The sequence below is a fragment of the Sorangium sp. So ce295 genome (genome assembly GCF_051527405.1).
In the GTDB taxonomy this organism is placed as follows: Bacteria; Myxococcota_A; Polyangia; order Polyangiales; family Polyangiaceae; genus Sorangium; species Sorangium cellulosum_B.
The window spans coordinates 3946980-3962788 of record NZ_CP150324.1 but is presented as its reverse complement, the minus strand read 5'-3'; the positions used below and the strand labels follow the sequence as shown (position 1 = coordinate 3962788).

14 protein-coding genes are annotated in these 15809 nt (G+C 70.8%); 6 read left to right on the top strand and 8 right to left on the bottom strand.

Annotated features, from left to right (window positions below; translation table 11 throughout):
- Positions 1–710: 710 nt before the first annotated feature.
- The 3 genes from WMF11_RS15135 to WMF11_RS15125 all read left to right on the top strand — a co-directional run bounded on the left by WMF11_RS15135 (position 711) and on the right by WMF11_RS15125 (position 4171).
- Positions 711–2543 carry a hypothetical protein gene (locus WMF11_RS15135; RefSeq protein ID WP_437977952.1) on the top strand — a complete coding sequence of 611 codons (1833 nt, stop codon included), beginning with the start codon at positions 711–713 and terminating at the stop codon, positions 2541–2543.
- 93 nt (positions 2544–2636) lie between these two features.
- Positions 2637–3650, top strand: a complete 1014-nt coding sequence (locus tag WMF11_RS15130) for a hypothetical protein (RefSeq protein WP_437977951.1) — start codon at positions 2637–2639, stop codon at positions 3648–3650.
- A complete protein-coding gene (locus WMF11_RS15125; RefSeq protein WP_437977950.1) occupies positions 3647–4171 on the top strand; it encodes a hypothetical protein in 525 nt (174 codons plus the stop codon). Before WMF11_RS15130 ends, WMF11_RS15125 begins: the two co-directional genes overlap by 4 nt.
- Before the next feature lie 1124 nt (positions 4172–5295).
- On the opposite strand, the gene WMF11_RS15120 is transcribed toward WMF11_RS15125, so the two are convergent.
- Positions 5296–5829, bottom strand: coding sequence for an LEA type 2 family protein (locus WMF11_RS15120; RefSeq protein ID WP_437977949.1), 534 nt, complete (start codon positions 5827–5829; stop codon positions 5296–5298).
- 296 nt (positions 5830–6125) lie between these two features.
- Between WMF11_RS15120 and WMF11_RS15115 the strand changes: the two genes are divergently transcribed.
- Positions 6126–6551 carry a CBS domain-containing protein gene (locus WMF11_RS15115; RefSeq protein WP_437909078.1) on the top strand — a complete coding sequence of 142 codons (426 nt, stop codon included), beginning with the start codon at positions 6126–6128 and terminating at the stop codon, positions 6549–6551.
- A 26-nt stretch (positions 6552–6577) separates the two neighbouring features.
- Here the strand turns inward: WMF11_RS15115 and WMF11_RS15110 are convergent, their stop codons facing one another.
- Both WMF11_RS15110 and WMF11_RS15105 read right to left on the bottom strand, forming a co-directional pair.
- Positions 6578–7252, bottom strand: a complete 675-nt coding sequence (locus WMF11_RS15110; protein ID WP_437977948.1) for a hypothetical protein — start codon at positions 7250–7252, stop codon at positions 6578–6580.
- A 25-nt stretch (positions 7253–7277) separates the two neighbouring features.
- The gene (locus WMF11_RS15105) at positions 7278–7823 is read right to left on the bottom strand and encodes a DUF4123 domain-containing protein (RefSeq protein ID WP_437909076.1); all 546 of its coding nucleotides are present in this window, start codon (positions 7821–7823) and stop codon (positions 7278–7280) included.
- 71 nt (positions 7824–7894) lie between these two features.
- Between WMF11_RS15105 and WMF11_RS15100 the strand changes: the two genes are divergently transcribed.
- Together WMF11_RS15100 and WMF11_RS15095 are read left to right on the top strand one after the other, a co-directional pair.
- Positions 7895–8434 (top strand): hypothetical protein, encoded by a 540-nt coding sequence (locus tag WMF11_RS15100; protein WP_437909075.1) that lies wholly within the window; start codon positions 7895–7897, stop codon positions 8432–8434.
- 64 nt (positions 8435–8498) lie between these two features.
- Positions 8499–10850 carry a DUF2169 domain-containing protein gene (locus tag WMF11_RS15095; protein ID WP_437977947.1) on the top strand — a complete coding sequence of 784 codons (2352 nt, stop codon included), beginning with the start codon at positions 8499–8501 and terminating at the stop codon, positions 10848–10850.
- 18 nt (positions 10851–10868) lie between these two features.
- Here the strand turns inward: WMF11_RS15095 and WMF11_RS15090 are convergent, their stop codons facing one another.
- The 5 genes from WMF11_RS15090 to WMF11_RS15070 form a co-directional block, all read right to left on the bottom strand.
- Entirely contained in the window at positions 10869–11711 is an 843-nt protein-coding gene (locus WMF11_RS15090) for a DUF4123 domain-containing protein (RefSeq protein WP_437977946.1), read from the bottom strand.
- On the bottom strand, positions 11708–12064 hold the full coding sequence (locus WMF11_RS15085; protein WP_437909072.1) for a PAAR domain-containing protein: 357 nt from the start codon (positions 12062–12064) through the stop codon (positions 11708–11710). The genes WMF11_RS15090 and WMF11_RS15085 overlap by 4 nt, the downstream gene beginning before the upstream one ends.
- Before the next feature lie 19 nt (positions 12065–12083).
- Positions 12084–14090 carry a type VI secretion system Vgr family protein gene (locus WMF11_RS15080; protein WP_437977945.1) on the bottom strand — a complete coding sequence of 669 codons (2007 nt, stop codon included), beginning with the start codon at positions 14088–14090 and terminating at the stop codon, positions 12084–12086.
- 168 nt (positions 14091–14258) lie between these two features.
- The gene (locus WMF11_RS15075) at positions 14259–15092 is read right to left on the bottom strand and encodes a class I SAM-dependent methyltransferase (RefSeq protein WP_437909070.1); all 834 of its coding nucleotides are present in this window, start codon (positions 15090–15092) and stop codon (positions 14259–14261) included.
- On the bottom strand, positions 15089–15499 hold the full coding sequence (locus WMF11_RS15070; protein ID WP_437977944.1) for a hypothetical protein: 411 nt from the start codon (positions 15497–15499) through the stop codon (positions 15089–15091). Before WMF11_RS15070 ends, WMF11_RS15075 begins: the two co-directional genes overlap by 4 nt.
- Between the last annotated feature and the right edge of the window lie 310 nt (positions 15500–15809).

Sequence of the window (15809 nt, the reverse complement as noted above, 5' to 3'; positions counted from 1 at the left end):
CCGCGGCTCTGCCATGACGCGCGCTGCGCCGGTAAATCGACCTCAACCCCCGTCACCGATGAGCGCCAGAGCTCGAGCGCCAAGCTCGTCTCAGCAGCGCCGACGCGCGCCCGGTCGCTTTACGCGTCAGGTCGTCACTGACGTATCGCCTCGTCGCCGACGCGTCAGATCCTCACCGACGTATCACCTCTTTACCGACGCGTCAGGCCCTCACCGACGCGTCAACCACCGGCGCGGCGGCCCCTCCAAGCAGCGCTGAGCAGCGCACGGCTGCACCTCGGCAGCAGCTCCACCGCATCGATTCGCGCTTCTCCGACGCCGATCTTTGTTCATCCTATTTCGTATCAGACTCTCCCAACGAGGATCGAAGCGCCGGGCGAGCCCAGATCAGCCGGTTCCCTCGCCTGAGGAGGTGACGCAGACGACTGCGCCTCGCGGGGCGCTCGGCGTTCGACATCACGCACTGCAGCCCTGCCTGCACACTGGCATGGCGAATGCTATTGAGCTCAGCCGAAGACGGCTGACGCTCACTATGAGCCGGCGGGCATCGAGCGCCGCAGAAGCTCATGAGGCGGCACCTTCGCCAGCGGCGCACGCCCTGGCTCACGGACAGCACGCCTCGCAATCTCATCACAGCATCCGATTTCAGGCTCTCGAAATTCGATCACATAAACGGTCATCTTCTCCGGCACATCACAAGGAGTATCATAATGAAACGTGGCAAGATGAATATCGCGCTCGTCTCTGCAGCGGCGATCATGATCGCTTCCGGCACCGCCAGCGCCGCCCCCACCATGGATCTGACGCAACTTCCGGTGTCGGAGTCGCTCCGGGAAGCGTTGAAGAACAAGCGCGGCATGACGGAGGAGCAAGTCAACAAGTTCATAGAGACGCTCGCGGAGATCGCCTTCTACGACGATCACAAGAACCCGACGGACAAGAGGCGCAACGACCCCTCCGTCAACAAAGTCTACTGGGCAGCGCCTTTCTTCGCGCCGAGCCCGGCGCGGAGCGTCGTCGGCGCGGACTCGTTCGCAGATTACGCCCTCGAGATCCTGGACGCGGCCGACCAGCTGCTCAACTCCTTCGAGCTGGAGGCCCAGGAGAGCCAGCGGCTGACCCACCGCAGGAAGGATATCGAGGGGAAGATCGACAAGATCGATAACACCCTCGCCGGCTCCCTCGATCCGATCGCTCGCCAGAGCCTCGAGCAGCTACGCCCGCGGCTCGCAGGCGAGTTGGCCGCCGTCGAGGCGGAGATCGCCGCGCTCGCCAGCGCGGCCGCCGATGGCGCCGCCAGCCTCGGGGCCTCGCTGCGGCGATCCATCACCGACAGCTACGTGCTGCAGATGTCCCGCATCGGCGTGGCGCCCACCTCCCAGGAGCTGGCGCTGCTCAATTCCAGAGATCCGCAGAACTGGATCGCGGGCCTGACCCAGCTGCGCGCGCGCGTGAGCAATGGCCAGCTCGGCCTGCGCCAAGCCATCCTGGAGAGCGGCTACACCGCGGAGCAGCGCGACGTGCTGCGCCTCTACCTCGAGCTGCGCCCGGACGTCGTCGCCAAGAACCTGTCGCCCACGAAGGTGTACGCCCGCCCGACGGCGCAGACGGTCTTCGATGAGGAGAACGGGTACATCACCCGCCCGAGCGTCGTCCAGATCCGCGGCGTCAACCTCGGCAGCGGCGGCGCATGCGGCAACGTCCGCTCCTGCAGCGTCCTCATCGAGTACACGAACGTCGGCGCGAGGACCGCGCGTTTCGCCCGCGGCGGGCCCGCCGAGATGACGCCCGTCATGCTGCCGGTCCGCTTCGAGGCCGACGTGACGGTGGCGGTGCCCGACTTCGTCGGGAGCATCGAGTGCGATTTCAAGACCGGCTGGACGGCCCAGGGCCGCGCCGACATCAAGGATGGCGCCATCATCTATGACGGAGACCTGACGAACAAGATCAAGTTCGATAGCCTCGACGATGGCTTCGGCGGCTGCCGGCTCGACGTCCAGGAGGGCAGTGAGGACTCGGCGTTCTATCATATCCTGACGGACCTCGACCGCTACTACACCAGGCTGCACACGGAGCGGCAGCAGGCCGCCAAACAGGAGAAGGACGCGTACCGCCAGTCGATCGAGGCCGAGCTGCAGCGGCACCAGGCGAACGCCCAGCGCCCCCGGCGCGGAGGCTGGTTCGGCGACGTCTTCGGCCTGTTCCTCGGCGGGAGCATCTTCCGTGGCATCGGTGCCTGGTTGATCGGCGAGACGCGAGACTTCTACTGGCACACGACCATCCTCGATACCCACAGCATCGATGAGATCCATCTGAAGCAGAACTATAACGTGCGCAATGTCACGGGCACCCGGCGCTACTCGTTCGACGGGTTCCCGCTGGTCTGCTGGGCACCGGCGGCGGGGAGCCTCACCAAGGTCATGAAGGCATGCCCGGACGCGCTGTTCCCCGAGGCGACGACGGAGGCAGACGTGGGCGAAGAGACCTGCGAGGAAACGGACATCTTCGGCGACTGCGTGGACGCGGAGTCGACCGGGATCTGATCCATCGCACGGCGGCGGGGGTCGGCGGCACCGGCCTACCGCCGCCGTGTTACGCCGTTCAACCGAGCTTTCAGCGAGGAAGTTATGCGAAACATGTTGAAGAGTCCGAAACACGCAGGGGTGGTCGCGGGCCTTGTCGCCCTCTGCACCTCCGGATCCGCGGTGGGGCAGACAGCGCCGCTGGAATTCGAGGTGCGCTACACCGCGGCCGCGGCCGGCAGCACGGAGCTCGCGCCCATGCCGACGGTCGCCGTCATGCCGAAGGGGAGCGCTGCGATCTCGTCCGATCTGTCCGCGCAGCTCACCGACGCCGTCACTGCCGCGGGAGACGGGGCCGCGGACGGCGATCGCTTCTCGGCGACGGCGCGCCCGTCGGGGAGCGCGGTTCGATGGAGCTACAACGCGCTCACCCAGCCGCGCTCGGCCAACAGGAATCTCACGGAGGCGTACCTCAACAACCTGCTCTCGTGCCTCCACTCGCTCGCGGAGGATAGCGTCGAGATCGCGGCGCTGAACCTCCTGCTCGCCGGCGGTGCCGCGCCGGGCGAGGCCGAGCGCGATGCCGCCAAGAGCGGCGGCCGGCAGATGTTCGAGAACTGGAAGGCCAACCGCTGCCAGACGAGGCGAAATTCGCTGCCGTTCTTCGAGCGGAACAAGGCCGACATCCGGGCCGCCACCTCGGGTATGCTGACGGACGAGTTCGACGCGACCGTCTTCAACGGTCAGCCGCTGCTCGATCTCATCCGGTCGCTCTACCCGCTGTTCTATCATCCCGGCGGCCTGTGGGCGGTCGACCGCAAGGCGCGGCTCGATGCCCTGTTCGTCACGGCCGTGGACGGCGGCTTCCTCACGGTCGACGAGGCGAGGAACGTCGCCCAGATCGAGTTCAGCAGCTACTGGGATTGGGTGGTCTACGTGACCGCGAACAAACCGACGCTCTCGCGCGCTTTCTTCTTGGCGGTCGCGGAGCACTGCGTCGGGAGCATCGGCGGGCTCGGCGAGCCGTTCCAGTTGCAGCAATGCGTGGACGGCGGGGATCTCGAGCTGGTCCCCCTGCGCGCGCGGGGCAAGGACTACGTTGCTGCGCAGGCGGGAGGGGCGCAATGACCCGGCGCCGATGGATCGCGGCGGGCGCTGCGGCCGTCGTCGCGGCGCTCGGGCTCGTCGCCGCGGGGACGCGGGGCGATCTCGGCCGCGCGGCAACGGCGCTCCGGCTCGGGGACCTGCCGAACGAGGGTGCGCAGGCGGGCGAGCGCACCGCGGCGGGCGATCATGCGCAGGCGAAGGAGCGCGTTGGCGCTCCCTCGATCCGCACGCGACTCCGACCGGGCAGCGCAGCCGCCGGGGCCGCGGACGCGCCGTCCGAGGACGCCAGCCAGCGGCCGAAGGTCGACGTGGAGAAGGTCGAGGCGGCGCTCGATCGTTTCAACACGATATCCAGCCGCATCACGCAGGAGCAGCTGGACGCGGAGCAGAAGCGCATGCTGGAGGCGAAGGAGAAGCTGTCGGCCATCGAGGCGCCGGAGCCCAGCGCACGAGAGATCGTCGATGATCACGGGTTTGAGTGGGTCGAGCTGACCTACCCCTCCGGCGACGTCCGGTACGAGCTCCCGCAGGCGCGCCCGTGAACTTGCACCGCCGGGATCGCGAGGTGCCGATCCCGGCAATGCCAGCGCGCTCCTGCGGCGGCGCTTCAGAGGGACATCACGTGGTGGCACTCCAGAGGAATATCCAATGAAGGACCGGCTGACCGCCGGCCTGCAGACGCAGACATCAGGAGAGGGCACATGCGCCAGTCAAGGCTTTGGTTCGTGGTGGTCGCGCTCGCTGCCGCACCCCCGGCGTGCGGAGGGACATCCGGAGGCAACGCTCCAGGCAACCCTCCTGAGGATGGGGGTCCGACCGAGATCGACGAGGATTCAGGCAACGCTCCAGGCAGACGTCCTAAGGGTGCGGGCCCACCCGGGATCGACGAGGATTCCGGAGTGTCGCCCACGTGCATTGAGGAGCAGGTGACCTACGTCCTGGCTCTCCTGCCGCTTGGGGATAACCTCAGCGTCGCCGAGGCAGTCCAGGCCGTGCTGGCGCACCCCGAGTTCACCAGGGAGATGCCCTACTGCTCCGGCATGCGACCGTAGCCGCTCGTGTCGGGTGGTCGATGTGGCTACTTCGCCTCTCCCGCCGTCCCGGCCCCCGCGTGCGTCGGCGTGCGCTCGGCCGCAATGGCGCTCTCGTCTCGATCCAGCAATCGATATCGCCTCCCGCAGGCCGTGGAGTGAAGGCAGCGCCTCCGATGCTCGGTCTCGCTCAAGGTGCGGTGTTGGCCCGCCAGGATGCGGACGTGGTCCGTCGCGGATGAGTGAGGCGCGGCTCCCCGTCGCTGCCGCAACCCAGGCGCGCCGCCGGAGCCAGCCGCGACACCGTTTGCCAGCTGGCGCCGCGTTCGGAGTGCATCCGCGCGCCCAAGCCGCGGGCCACGCGCGGCCCATCGGCAGGTTGAACGCGAGCGTCCCGGAAAGCACGTGGCTATCGTGGAGCTGCGGCGCGCTCGCCACGCGGCTGCGTCACGCCGCCCCGCCCAGCGTCCGCCGGTCGAGGCCGCGCAGCAGCACGAGCCCCGACGACGGCGCGTGAAGGCCGCTGAGCACGGCAGCGAGCGTCGACTTCACGAGCGGCCTCCGCGCGAGGTACGGCGCAGCGAGCACGCGCGCCCCGCCCGCGCCGCCCCAGCAGGCTCCGGGCGCGGCGGGCGTTATCGCAGGATGCCGAGGGCGGTCTCGATCTGGTTGCGGGCGACGACGCCGTGCTCGTCGACCGAGTAATCGTCGGCCTCGAGCCGGAAGGTGCGCGTCGCGGTGACGTCCGCCCGGCCGCTGAAGCGGTACGGGATGACGGGCGACGTGAGCGTCTCCCGGAGCAGCTGGAAGCCAAGATCGACGGGGACGCTGACGGGGACGCGGACCTGGGTCGTGCGGTCGGAAGCGAGCCACACGCCGTCGCCGTCGGCCCGGAAGTCGACCGGCAGCGGGTAGCGGCCGGCGAGCACGACCTGGCCGCGGACAGCGCGCACCGCCACGTCGTACGAGTTCGGGTTGTGGACGTTGACGACGACGGTCATGAGGATGCCGAGGCTCGGCGGGAAGGCGATGCGGATCCCTGTGATCTCGGCGTGATCGAGCTGCATCGTCGGCTTGCTGACGCAGGCGGCGCCGGCGATCGCCGTCAGCGCTGCGAGCGCGAGCGCGGGCAGGCGGCGCAGGGGGTTGGTCTTCCGGGTGAACGGCACGAGGGCGAGCTTAGCCGCGCAGGGCCACGCCGTCACCTCGCGGCGTGGCGGGGCGGGCGCGGCGGCTGTGTCCACCGCGGCCAAAGACGATCTGGTGGCTCCGCCCCTCGGAGGCCCCCGCCGCCGAGCGCCTTTATCATCTCGTCGTGTCGCGTCGTGCCGCGCCCCTTGCCGCGCGCCTCGGAGAGGCCCTCGGCGCCTTCGACGGGCCGGCGGGTGGGCCCGCTCGCTCGCCCGGCGAGCTCGACATCATCGAAGGATCGACTGGTCCGGAAGTTGCTCTACACGTGCATGTGATGCCGCTGCCCAAGATCTGCGCCGCCGAGCTCATGACCGAGAACCCCCGGACCGTGCGGGTCGACGACCCCATCGGCGAGGCGGTGAACGTGCTCCAGACGATGGACTTCCGCCACGTGCCGGTCGTCGACGAGCAGGGTGAGCTGGTCGGGATGCTCAGCGATCGCGACCTGCGCGCGCTCCAGTCGCCCTACGCGGAGGACACCGCGGGGGCCGGCGCAGCGCCGCGGAAGGCCGGCGCGCCGGTGTCCACGATCATGAGCGGCAATGTCGTGAGCGCCAGTCCGGACGCGGACGTGACCGAGCTCATGGAGCTCATGCTCGACAACAAGATCGGGGCGCTCCCGGTCGTCGACGGAGAAGGCGCGCTGGTCGGCATCGTCAGCTACGTGGACGTCTTTCGCGGGCTCCTCAGGGAGGAGTGACGGTCGCTTCAGCGAGGTGGGCTCGGCTACCGTGGCTGACCTACCAGCAGGCCGATGACGGGGAACGACAGCAGCACCGAGAAGGAAATTCCCATCGTCCAGCGCAACCATCTCTTCTCCGGATGATGGACCCAGGTTGACAGCAGCAGCGACAGAGACAGGGACTGCAGGAGAACCTCTGGAAGACCCCTGAGGTGGACCCATGTCGGCAACGTCGTATAGAGCATCCCCTCGATGGATCCCGGAGACGGTCCGAACGTGCCAAGGATGCCTATCACCACCAGGGCGATCCACATCACCAGCCACCCGTTCCTCTTCCCGAAGAGCGGCTCGCGCAGCAGATAGAAGACCCCCCCGAACATCGCTCCCCGGATGGGCTGAAAGAGCGGTCCCGCCATCACCCAGGGATCGCTCGTCGGCCGCATCAGGAGGTTCAGGCTGGACTCTGCGAAGAACCGCGTATAATCGAGCAGCGAAGACGCCAGGAGACCCACGATGGTGTAGGTGACAGAGTGGGTCACGGCCGTCTTGACCACGATCTCGAAAAGCGTTGGTCGCACTGGACTCACGACGTGCAATCCGCGCGCCGACGTCCCGCCGGGCTTCATCGCGAGCTGGCAAGGTGGCGTTGCCGAGGATCCGCGGCCAGGATCATGGGCAGCGACCTGCATTTCTTGCGTCAACGCGAACGACACGCGCATGGAGCAACAGGGCCGCGCTTCGGCTTCACGCCGGCGCGGCCGCGCGGAGGTCGACCACGGAGCGCGCGAGCTCGGGCCCGGCGCGCCGGAACACGACGAGCTCCCCGGTGTCTTCGCCCTCGACCGCATAGCGAAGGACAGGACCGAACACCTCGCCGAGCTCGCCGGCGTTGCACGTGGGCAGGTAGGTGCGCAATACCCGCGGGTCGTAGTAGCGAAAGAACATGGCCGCTCCGTCCGGGCCCAGGACGCGGAGCAGCCGGCGCAGGTGCCGCCGCACGGTCTCGAGGGGAGACGGCGTGGCGAGGAAGATACCCCAGCTCTTCCCCCACCCGAGCCGGAGCAGGCGTCGCGTGAACTCCCCCGATCGCTGGAGCCTCACCAGGTAGGGCGCCACCTGGGCCAGCTCCGGGCCCAGCTCGCCCGCGAGGAGGCAGCAGTGCGGCAGGTCCGAGGAGCGCACCGAGCCGGAGATCGCCGTGTCGCGCGCGCCGTCGAGGACGGCGTAGACCAGATCCGCCTCCGCGCCCCAGAGGTGCTGAACGATTCGATCGAGCGCGGCGTCATCCATCCATCACCTCGCGGCGGGGCCGCCCGGCGCGGCCCCGGGCATGATAACCTGCCTCCGTGCTGCGGCTGCGGTTGAACGAGCGTTTTCTCGACCTTGTCTCGCCGGAGGGCGGCGGGCCCGCGAGGCCGGCCGAGGAGCGGTGGATCGATCTCTTCTGGTCATGGGAAGAGCCGCCCCAGGGCGATCGCGTGCCGCTTCGCGGAGATCGGCTCGCGGCGCGGCGCACCATCGCCTCGCTCGGCGCGCGCGCCGAGATCCTGCACGAGCTGCGGCGGTTCCTCCGCGAGGATCGGCCCTGGCTCTCGATTTCGCCGGACGATCGCGAGGTGATCGACCACCTCGCGGCCGCGCTCGCGGCGGGGCAGGTGCACCTCGCGGAGGCCCCGGACCAGGGTGGCTCCGGGAAGGACTTGGCCCAGCCCGCGCCCTCTCCGGCCGCGGCGGTCCCGGCCCAGCGCCCGCGCGCCGCGGCAGCGCCGGTGGAGGATCCCGACGACGCGCAGGAGCCGTGCTGGCCGTGCCTGCAGCGGGCCGCCGCCTCGGCCCAGGCGTTCCGGGACGCGGCCGCGGCAGGGCTCCCGTTCATCGCGGACAGCCCGCGCGCCTCCTGACGGCGCGGAGCGCCGCGCCTGACCGAATCCAATCGGCCGGAGTGGTGGTACCGTCGGCCCACCTATGGATGTCGTCTCCGACGGGCCGCTCCCCGTCGCCTCGCTCCTCTGGCAGGTGCGCTCGTTGACCTGGGTGCTCACCGTCGTCTGCAAGGCGACGTTCACGCTCGCGCCGGGCGAGTCGCCGCTCGCGCCCGCGCAGGAGCCGATCCGCGAGCGCGACGCGCACCTGGACGACGACCCCGCGCGCAGCCTGATCGAGGCGAGCGATCTCGCGCCGCTCAAGCAGGGCGCCGATATCGTCCTCGTCGGCCACGCCCACGCGCCCGGCGGCAGCCCCGCGCGGTCGCTGATCGCGCGGATGGCGGTGGGCGATATCGACAAGCCCATTCAGGTGTTCTGCGATCGCCTGTTCACCCAGGAGGGCGAGCTCCAGGAAGGAGCGCACTTCACGGCGATGCCGCTCGCCTACGAGCGCGCCGCGGGCGGGCCGGACACGGACAACCCTGCGGGCATCCATCGCCAGGCACGCGACGCCCGCGGCAGGGCCGCCGTCCCGAACCTCCTCCCCGTGGATCGGGCCGTGGCCAGCCCGGACGACCCCATCGCGGCGGTGGGCTTCGGGCCCATCGCCCCCACCTGGCCTTTGCGGCGCAGCAGGCTCGGCAGGCACGCGGCGGCCTGGTCGTCGGGAGCGCTCCTCTCGAGCCCGCTGCCGGAGGATTTCGATCGCACCTTCTTCAACGTCGCTCCGCTCGATCAGCGCCTGCTGCAGCTCCGCGAGGACGAGCAGATCGTGCTCGAGAACCTCCATCCTCGCCACCCGCGCCTCGTCACAAGCCTCCCCGGCGTCCGCCCGCGGGCGACCGTCACCGGCCGCGCCGGCGGGCCGCGCGATCTCACCATGCGCTGCGACACGCTCGTGATCGACACCGATCGCCTCCTCTGCACGCTGACCTGGCGAGGCCAGCTCCCGCTCGCGAGCCCCAAGGAGTCAGGGCAGATCCGCGTCTCGCTGGAGCGGCCCGCGAGGCAGGCGCCGGTCGAGGCACCCACCCCGTCGGCGCCGGGGCCCCAGCCGCCGCCGCGGGTGGCCCCGGCCGCGCCCAGGGTGACGCCTCCCTCCCTCGACCCGTCGAAGCAGACCGTCGACATGCCGGCGAAGTCGCTCGACGCCGTGCAGCCGTCGATCATGCCCTTTCGCGCGGTGCCGCCCGCGCCGCCTCCTCCCGAGGCGCCCGCTCCGCGGCCGGCCGAGCCGCCCGGTGTCGGGCCGAAGCCGAGCTCGGCCGAGGGCCAGACGGGCGATCTCACCGAGGATGCGACGAAGGTGCCTCTCCCCTTCGTCGCCCCGTCCTCGGCGCCGCCCCCCGCGGCCGCATCGAACACCCCTCCTTCGAACACCCCTCCTCCGAACACCCCTTCTCCGATCCCTGCCCCGCCGATCGCGAAGGCCTCGCCCGGCGAGCCGGTGAGCCCCTGGGCGGCCGGCGCTCCGCAGCCCGGGTCGAGCGCCATGGGCATGATCCCGCACGCGCCGGCGGCGCCGCAGACCATCGGCGCGATGCTCGCGGGCACAGGCGGGGCAGCAGACGCCAGCGCCGCGCTCGCGCCGGCGCAGCGGGACACGCTGGTGCTCGTCTGGTTCGATCGGAAGAGCGTGCCGCGCATCGTCCGCAAGCCGGCCTGGCAGCGCCTGCTCGACGCCATGGAGGCCGAGCCCCTCGACCCGGAGGCCGACGATCCGGCCCTCTCCGACGAGCCCGCCGAGATCGAGGATCGGGCGCAGGTCTTCGAGATCCTCGATCGCGGCGCGGCCGCCGGCGTCGCGGGCGTGCACGGGGCGCTCGCGCGCGCCGCCGGCAAGCGCGGCATGCCGGTGCCGCCCCTCGAGCTGGTCGAGGGCGAGCTGTCGCTGTCCTTTGACGAAGTGGAGACGCTGAAGGCGCTGGTCTCCACCGCGACGCCGCTCGCGACAGGCGACGACGCGCTCGCGGCGGCGCTCGGGGCCGCCGAGAAATTCCTCGCCACGCCGGGCGTCACGACGGCGCCCGCCGTCGCCGAGGCGCTGTGCGGGAAGATCCGCGAGGCGCTCGGCCACGGAAAGAGGGGCCGGGTGGAGCTCGCGAACGAGCAGGTCGAGCGCGCGCTCCTGGAGCAGCGTCACTACCAGAAGCGCAAGGTGCTGGGCGGGCCGCACCTGCGCGGGCTGCTGCGCGTCGCGGGAGAGACGCAGCCGCTCGTCATCTACCTGCCGGCCTCGATCGCCGAGGCGCTGCCGCTCTCGGCGCGCTTCCGAGCGCGGGTGATCGCGGCGGTGCACCCGGCGATGGACGAGCGGGAGGCCGAGCCGGTGGCGCTCCAGGCGGCGGCGCTGGGGCGCGTTGTGCAGGTCAGGCAGCGGCGCGCATCCTGAGGATCCGGACAGGCGCCGTCACGCCCCCCCGAGCCGCAGCACCTCGCCCGTCTCGCCCTCGATGACGAACCCGCCGATCTCCGTCCCCAGGATCTCGCTCCGCTGCCGCGCCGAGCACGACGGCAGGAACAACCGCAGCACCCGCGGATCGTAGAACCGGAAATAGAGCCCCTTCCCCGTCTCTTCGTCCCTCACGATCAGCGACCGACGCAATCTCTGCCGCACCTCTCGAAGAGGCCTCCGCCCGGTCAGGTAGACTCCCCAGCTCTCGCCCCACCCCTCGTTCACGAGCACCGGCAGGAGCGCCGACCCCTTCTCTATCCTCACCAGGTGCGGCGCCGCCCGAGCCATCGCCTCGCCGGCGACGCCCTCGAAGAGCGAGCGATTCTCGTCCTCGCAGCCGCGCAGCAGCGTGAGGATGCGCCGCTCGCGGGCGGCGTCGAGGAGGGCGAAGAGCGGCTCCGGCTCGCTCTGCAGCGCCTCCAGCGCGACCGCCCGCGCGGCGAGCAGCTCCCGTGACGGCGGCGGGCGCGGCAGCGCAGGCGGGAGATCGTCGCCCAGCTCGTCGGGCACGAGCCGCAGCAGGAAGTGGGTTTGCCCCGCGACGACGAGGGCGCCGTCGCCGATCGTGGCCTCGGCGACCGCCTTGCCGCCGACCTGCGTCCCCCGGCGGCTCCGATCGACGAGCCGGCACGCGGCGCCGTCCCACGCGATCTCGAAGTGGACCGGCGCCATCTGCTCATCCTGCGAGATCACGAGTTCGGCCCGCCCGAGGCGCCCCACGCGCAGCGCCTCGCCGGCCTGGAGGCGCACGCGCCGCCCGGCGAGCAGCCCTGATGTCACATAAAGCAGCGCCTTCACCCGGCGCCGTCCATCCGGCAGCTCTCGCAATCGAGGAACGGAGTCCCCGACACGGACGCGGCGAGCAGCGCATCGATGGTGGGGGTCGAGCCGATGTTCACCGTCGGACACCCCGTCACGATCGCGCCCTTCGGCGCCGTCTCGTCGCCGAGCCGCGCGGCCATGGCGCCCTCGATGAACACGGTCGCCGAGCCCTGGACGATCGCGGCGCTGGCCGGGCACGCGGCGCGATCGCCGACCCGCGCCGCGGGCAGGAAGCCGATGTTCACCGTCCTGGCCGACGAGACGAGCGGCGTGGTCCCAGGGTGGGTCTGGCAGGTGTGCAGATCGGTGAGGCGCGCGGCGGCGGGCATGATCTCGCTCCTCCTCGTCTCAGGGAGACGGCGTGTCCTTGGGGTGCGCCTCTTCGGCCTCGAGCGGCGCGGCCGGGTTCGCGCCCTGGCCGGCGCCCGGCGCGCCGCCGCTGTTGATGTTGACGATGGATCCCACGATATCGACGCCCCCCGGGTGGATGTCGATGAAGCCTCCAGGCCCCTTGATGGTGAGCCGCTGGCCGGCCTCGAGCACCAGCGTCGCGCCCGCCTTGATGTGGATCTGCTGGCCGGCCTCGAGCGCGTGGTTCGCGCCCACGCGCTCGTCCCGGTTCACCGCGACCGTGAGCGACACCGAGCCGTCGACGGCGGTTCGCTGGTCCAGCTTCACGTGCACGTGGTCGCCCCCGTGGACGAGCTGCCTTCGCGCGCCCTTCACGACCACGTGCTCGTCGCCGCCCACGGTGCTCCGCTTGTGGCGCGCGGTGCGCTCGACCTCATCGCGCTTGACGAGCTGGTTCCTGTCGCGCTGCGCCTGCATGTAGACGAGCTCCTGGCCCGCCTGGTCCTCGAACTTGATCTCGTTGTAACCCGCGCCGCCGGGCGACGAGCTGCTCTTCCAGGTGCTCACCGTCTTGTGATCCGGCAGCTTGTACGGCACGAGCTCGCGGCCGTTGAAGGCGCGCCCGGCCACGATCGGGAGATCTGGATCGCCGTCGAGGAAGGCCACCAGCACCTCCTGGCCGACGCGGGGGAGCATGAACATCCCGAACCCGGCGCCCGCCCAGCCCTGGCTCACGCGCATCCAGCACGAGCTGTTGTCGTCGAGCTTGCCCTCGCGATCCCACGGGAACTGCACGCGCACCCGCCCGAGCTCGTCGGTGTGGATCTCGGCGCCCGGCGGCCCCACCACGGTCGCGCTCTGCAGCCCGGACGCGACCGGCCTGGGCGTCTTGCGCGCCGGCCGGTACGGGACCTTGGGATCGGCGAAGAGCGCGCGCCCGCGCACGCTCCACGGCTCGCCGAGCGAGGCCACGATCTCGAGCTCGGCCACCAACAGCGGCCCTCTTCCGAACTCCGGGTGCGGGTGCTGATCGACGGCGAAGACCCGGCCGGGGTAGAGGTCGATCACGTTGGCCTCGAAGAGCACGGCGCGCTTGTCGGCGCGCATCGCCGCGAGGACCCGCGTCGAGAGATCGGCTCCGTGCTTCGGGTCGTGGCGGTAAACGCCCTTGGCGTCGCCGACGGGCGCGCCGCCCCCGGCGCTCGCCGCGAGGAACGCGCCGGGCTCGTAGCGGTACTGCTCGTATCTCGCCTCGGGCGCGGGCGCCGGGGGCGCCTCGCCGGTGAGCGAGAACGAGGGCTTGCGGAAGTCGTGGCCGCGGATCGTGCTCGCCCCGGGCCGGACCTCGTGGCCGAGCCGCACCCTGGTGACGAACTCGCGCTCGGCGGTCTCGATGGGGTTGTCGACGTACGGCAGCGGCGGCCCCGGCCGCAGCGGCTCCGCCTCGAGCTTGTCGCTCAGCGTGAGCTTGGTGTCCGCCCCGCGGTCCGGGAAGGTGTAGGCGATGCCCGCCTCCTCGAGGAGGCGGGAGAGAAAGGCGTGATCACTCTCGCCGTGCTGCACCTTGTACTCGAGCCTGGGGTACGCGCCGCGATCGATCTTCCACGCCGGCTCGATCGCCCACTCGCCGAGGAGCGCGTCGACGATGTCGGGGATGGAGAGGTGCTGGTAGACGCGGTGGCCGCGGCGCTGGGTGAGCAGCCAGAGGCGCGGCACGATGCGGAGGTAGTACGTCGAGAGCCCCGTCGGCTCGGCCTGCACCTGCTCCACGTGGCTGCACACGCCTTGCCAGAGCCTGCTGCTCAGCCAGTGGAGGTGCGCAGCGTCGGGCTGGATCTGGAGCGACGCGCTCTGGCCGACGAGCGACTCCAGCTCGAGATCCGAGAGCCTGGACCGGGCCCACACCGAGACGGCGAAGAGCTCGGAGACAGCCTCCTGGACCACGACACGGCGCACGGAGAGCGAGGCCTCCCCGGACTGGAACGAGAGCTCGAAGATCGACATCCGGATCGGTCCTGGGTGCGGGCGCCGCCGCGGGAGGCTGCGGAGAGCGGATGATAGCCCACCTCGGAAAAGGACGGGGGCGTGGCGACCAGGAGCATCGCGTCGTCCTGGCCCCGAGACCAGACAAACGTCGACGCAATCCAGAAAAGACCCTCGAGGTTCAGGGGGTCAGCCTTCGCGTCCCCACGAGTGCGCCGGGGCGAGCCGCGCCTCGAACCAGCAGAACGTCTCGCGCACCCGGAACACACCGCCGTCGCCGTGCTGCTCGGCGAACCGAGAGAGCGCCGCGGGCTCGATGGCCCGTGGGTCGAACCGCTCGTGGGTCGTCGCCTGCCACCACCTCAGCAATGCGTCCAGCGTCGGATACACGTGAGTTCCATGCTGCTCCTCCAGGCGGAGCAGCTGCAGCCCGGCGCCCTCGACGTGGTGCCCGAGCGCCGCGGCGTCCTCGAAGGCGAAATCCCGCAGGATCTTCTCCCCCGAAGGGTCGGCGAGCCGCGAGAGCTCCCCGACGAGCGCGGGGAGCGACGAGACGCACTGGACGAGGATGCGGCCTGAGGGGCGGAGCAGGTCGCGCATCCGGCGGAGGACCGCGCGCTTGTCGCGGATCCAGTGAAACACGAAGTTCGAGAAGACGAGATCGAAGCGGCGGTCCCGGGCGACCTCGCCGAGGCTCTCGGCCGCCGCCACCTGGAACTCCAGGTTGGGCGCGCCTGCGGTGCGCCGGGCGAGCGCGATCCGCGCCTCGTCCGGATCGAACCCAAGGACGCGCCCGTCGGGGCCCACGAGCTCGGCGAGCTGCCGCGTGAGGCCGCCGGTGCCGCAGCCGAGGTCGAGCACGAGCTCGCCCCGCCTCACGCCGGCGAACGCGATGAGGCGCTCGCCGCGCCCCCTCTGCCAGAGGCTCCCTCTCCGGTAGGCCTGCGCGGCGCTCGACGCCGCCACGGCGGGCCTCCTGACGCCGGCGTCCTTGTCGAGGCTCCGAGGAAGGTCACGTCTCATCTCGCCCCCCCGTGGTCGAAGCGCGCGGTGATGAAGTAGCCAGAGCCCCGGACCACGTTCGCCGAGTGCGGGACGCCCGGCGGGATCCAGATGCTCGTGCTCTCGGTGACGTATTGGACGCGGGAACCGAGCTCGACGCGGTACTCGAGGCCCGCGGGATCCGGGAGGATCAGGTTGATCTCCGGGCCGTCGTGGGTGTGCAGCGCCGTGTAATCCCGGCGCGCCGCCTCGGCGCTGTCCACCCGATGAACCGCCAGGTGAACCGGGAACCCCGCGGCGAAGAACCTGCGGATGCACTCGACGTCCTCATGGAACGCGACCGAGGACAGCGGGCTCGGCACGTTGGCGCAGAGGACCGCCTCGTCGATCCGCTCTTCGACAGAGAGGGACCTCGAGAGGAGATTCATTGTCGTCATCGGTATCGGCGCAGACATCATGGCGCTCAGCTCCGTGTGATGGCGCGGCGGCGCCGCGCGCCCGTGGATGGGTGTCGCGAGCGAGCGTTCACGCAACGCGCATGCCGCCTGCCGCGCCCTCCCCGGCGTGACATCCATGGACGCAGCGCAAGCGCACCAGCGCGCCAAATTCGACCCCCATGGGCGAGCCGCGGCGCGCGCCGGGCCGACGGCTCGACCTCTGCGCCGGGCGAGCCTCCGTGACATGTCACACCCGACAGCGTGACATGTCACACCCGACAGCGTGACATGTCACGCCCGC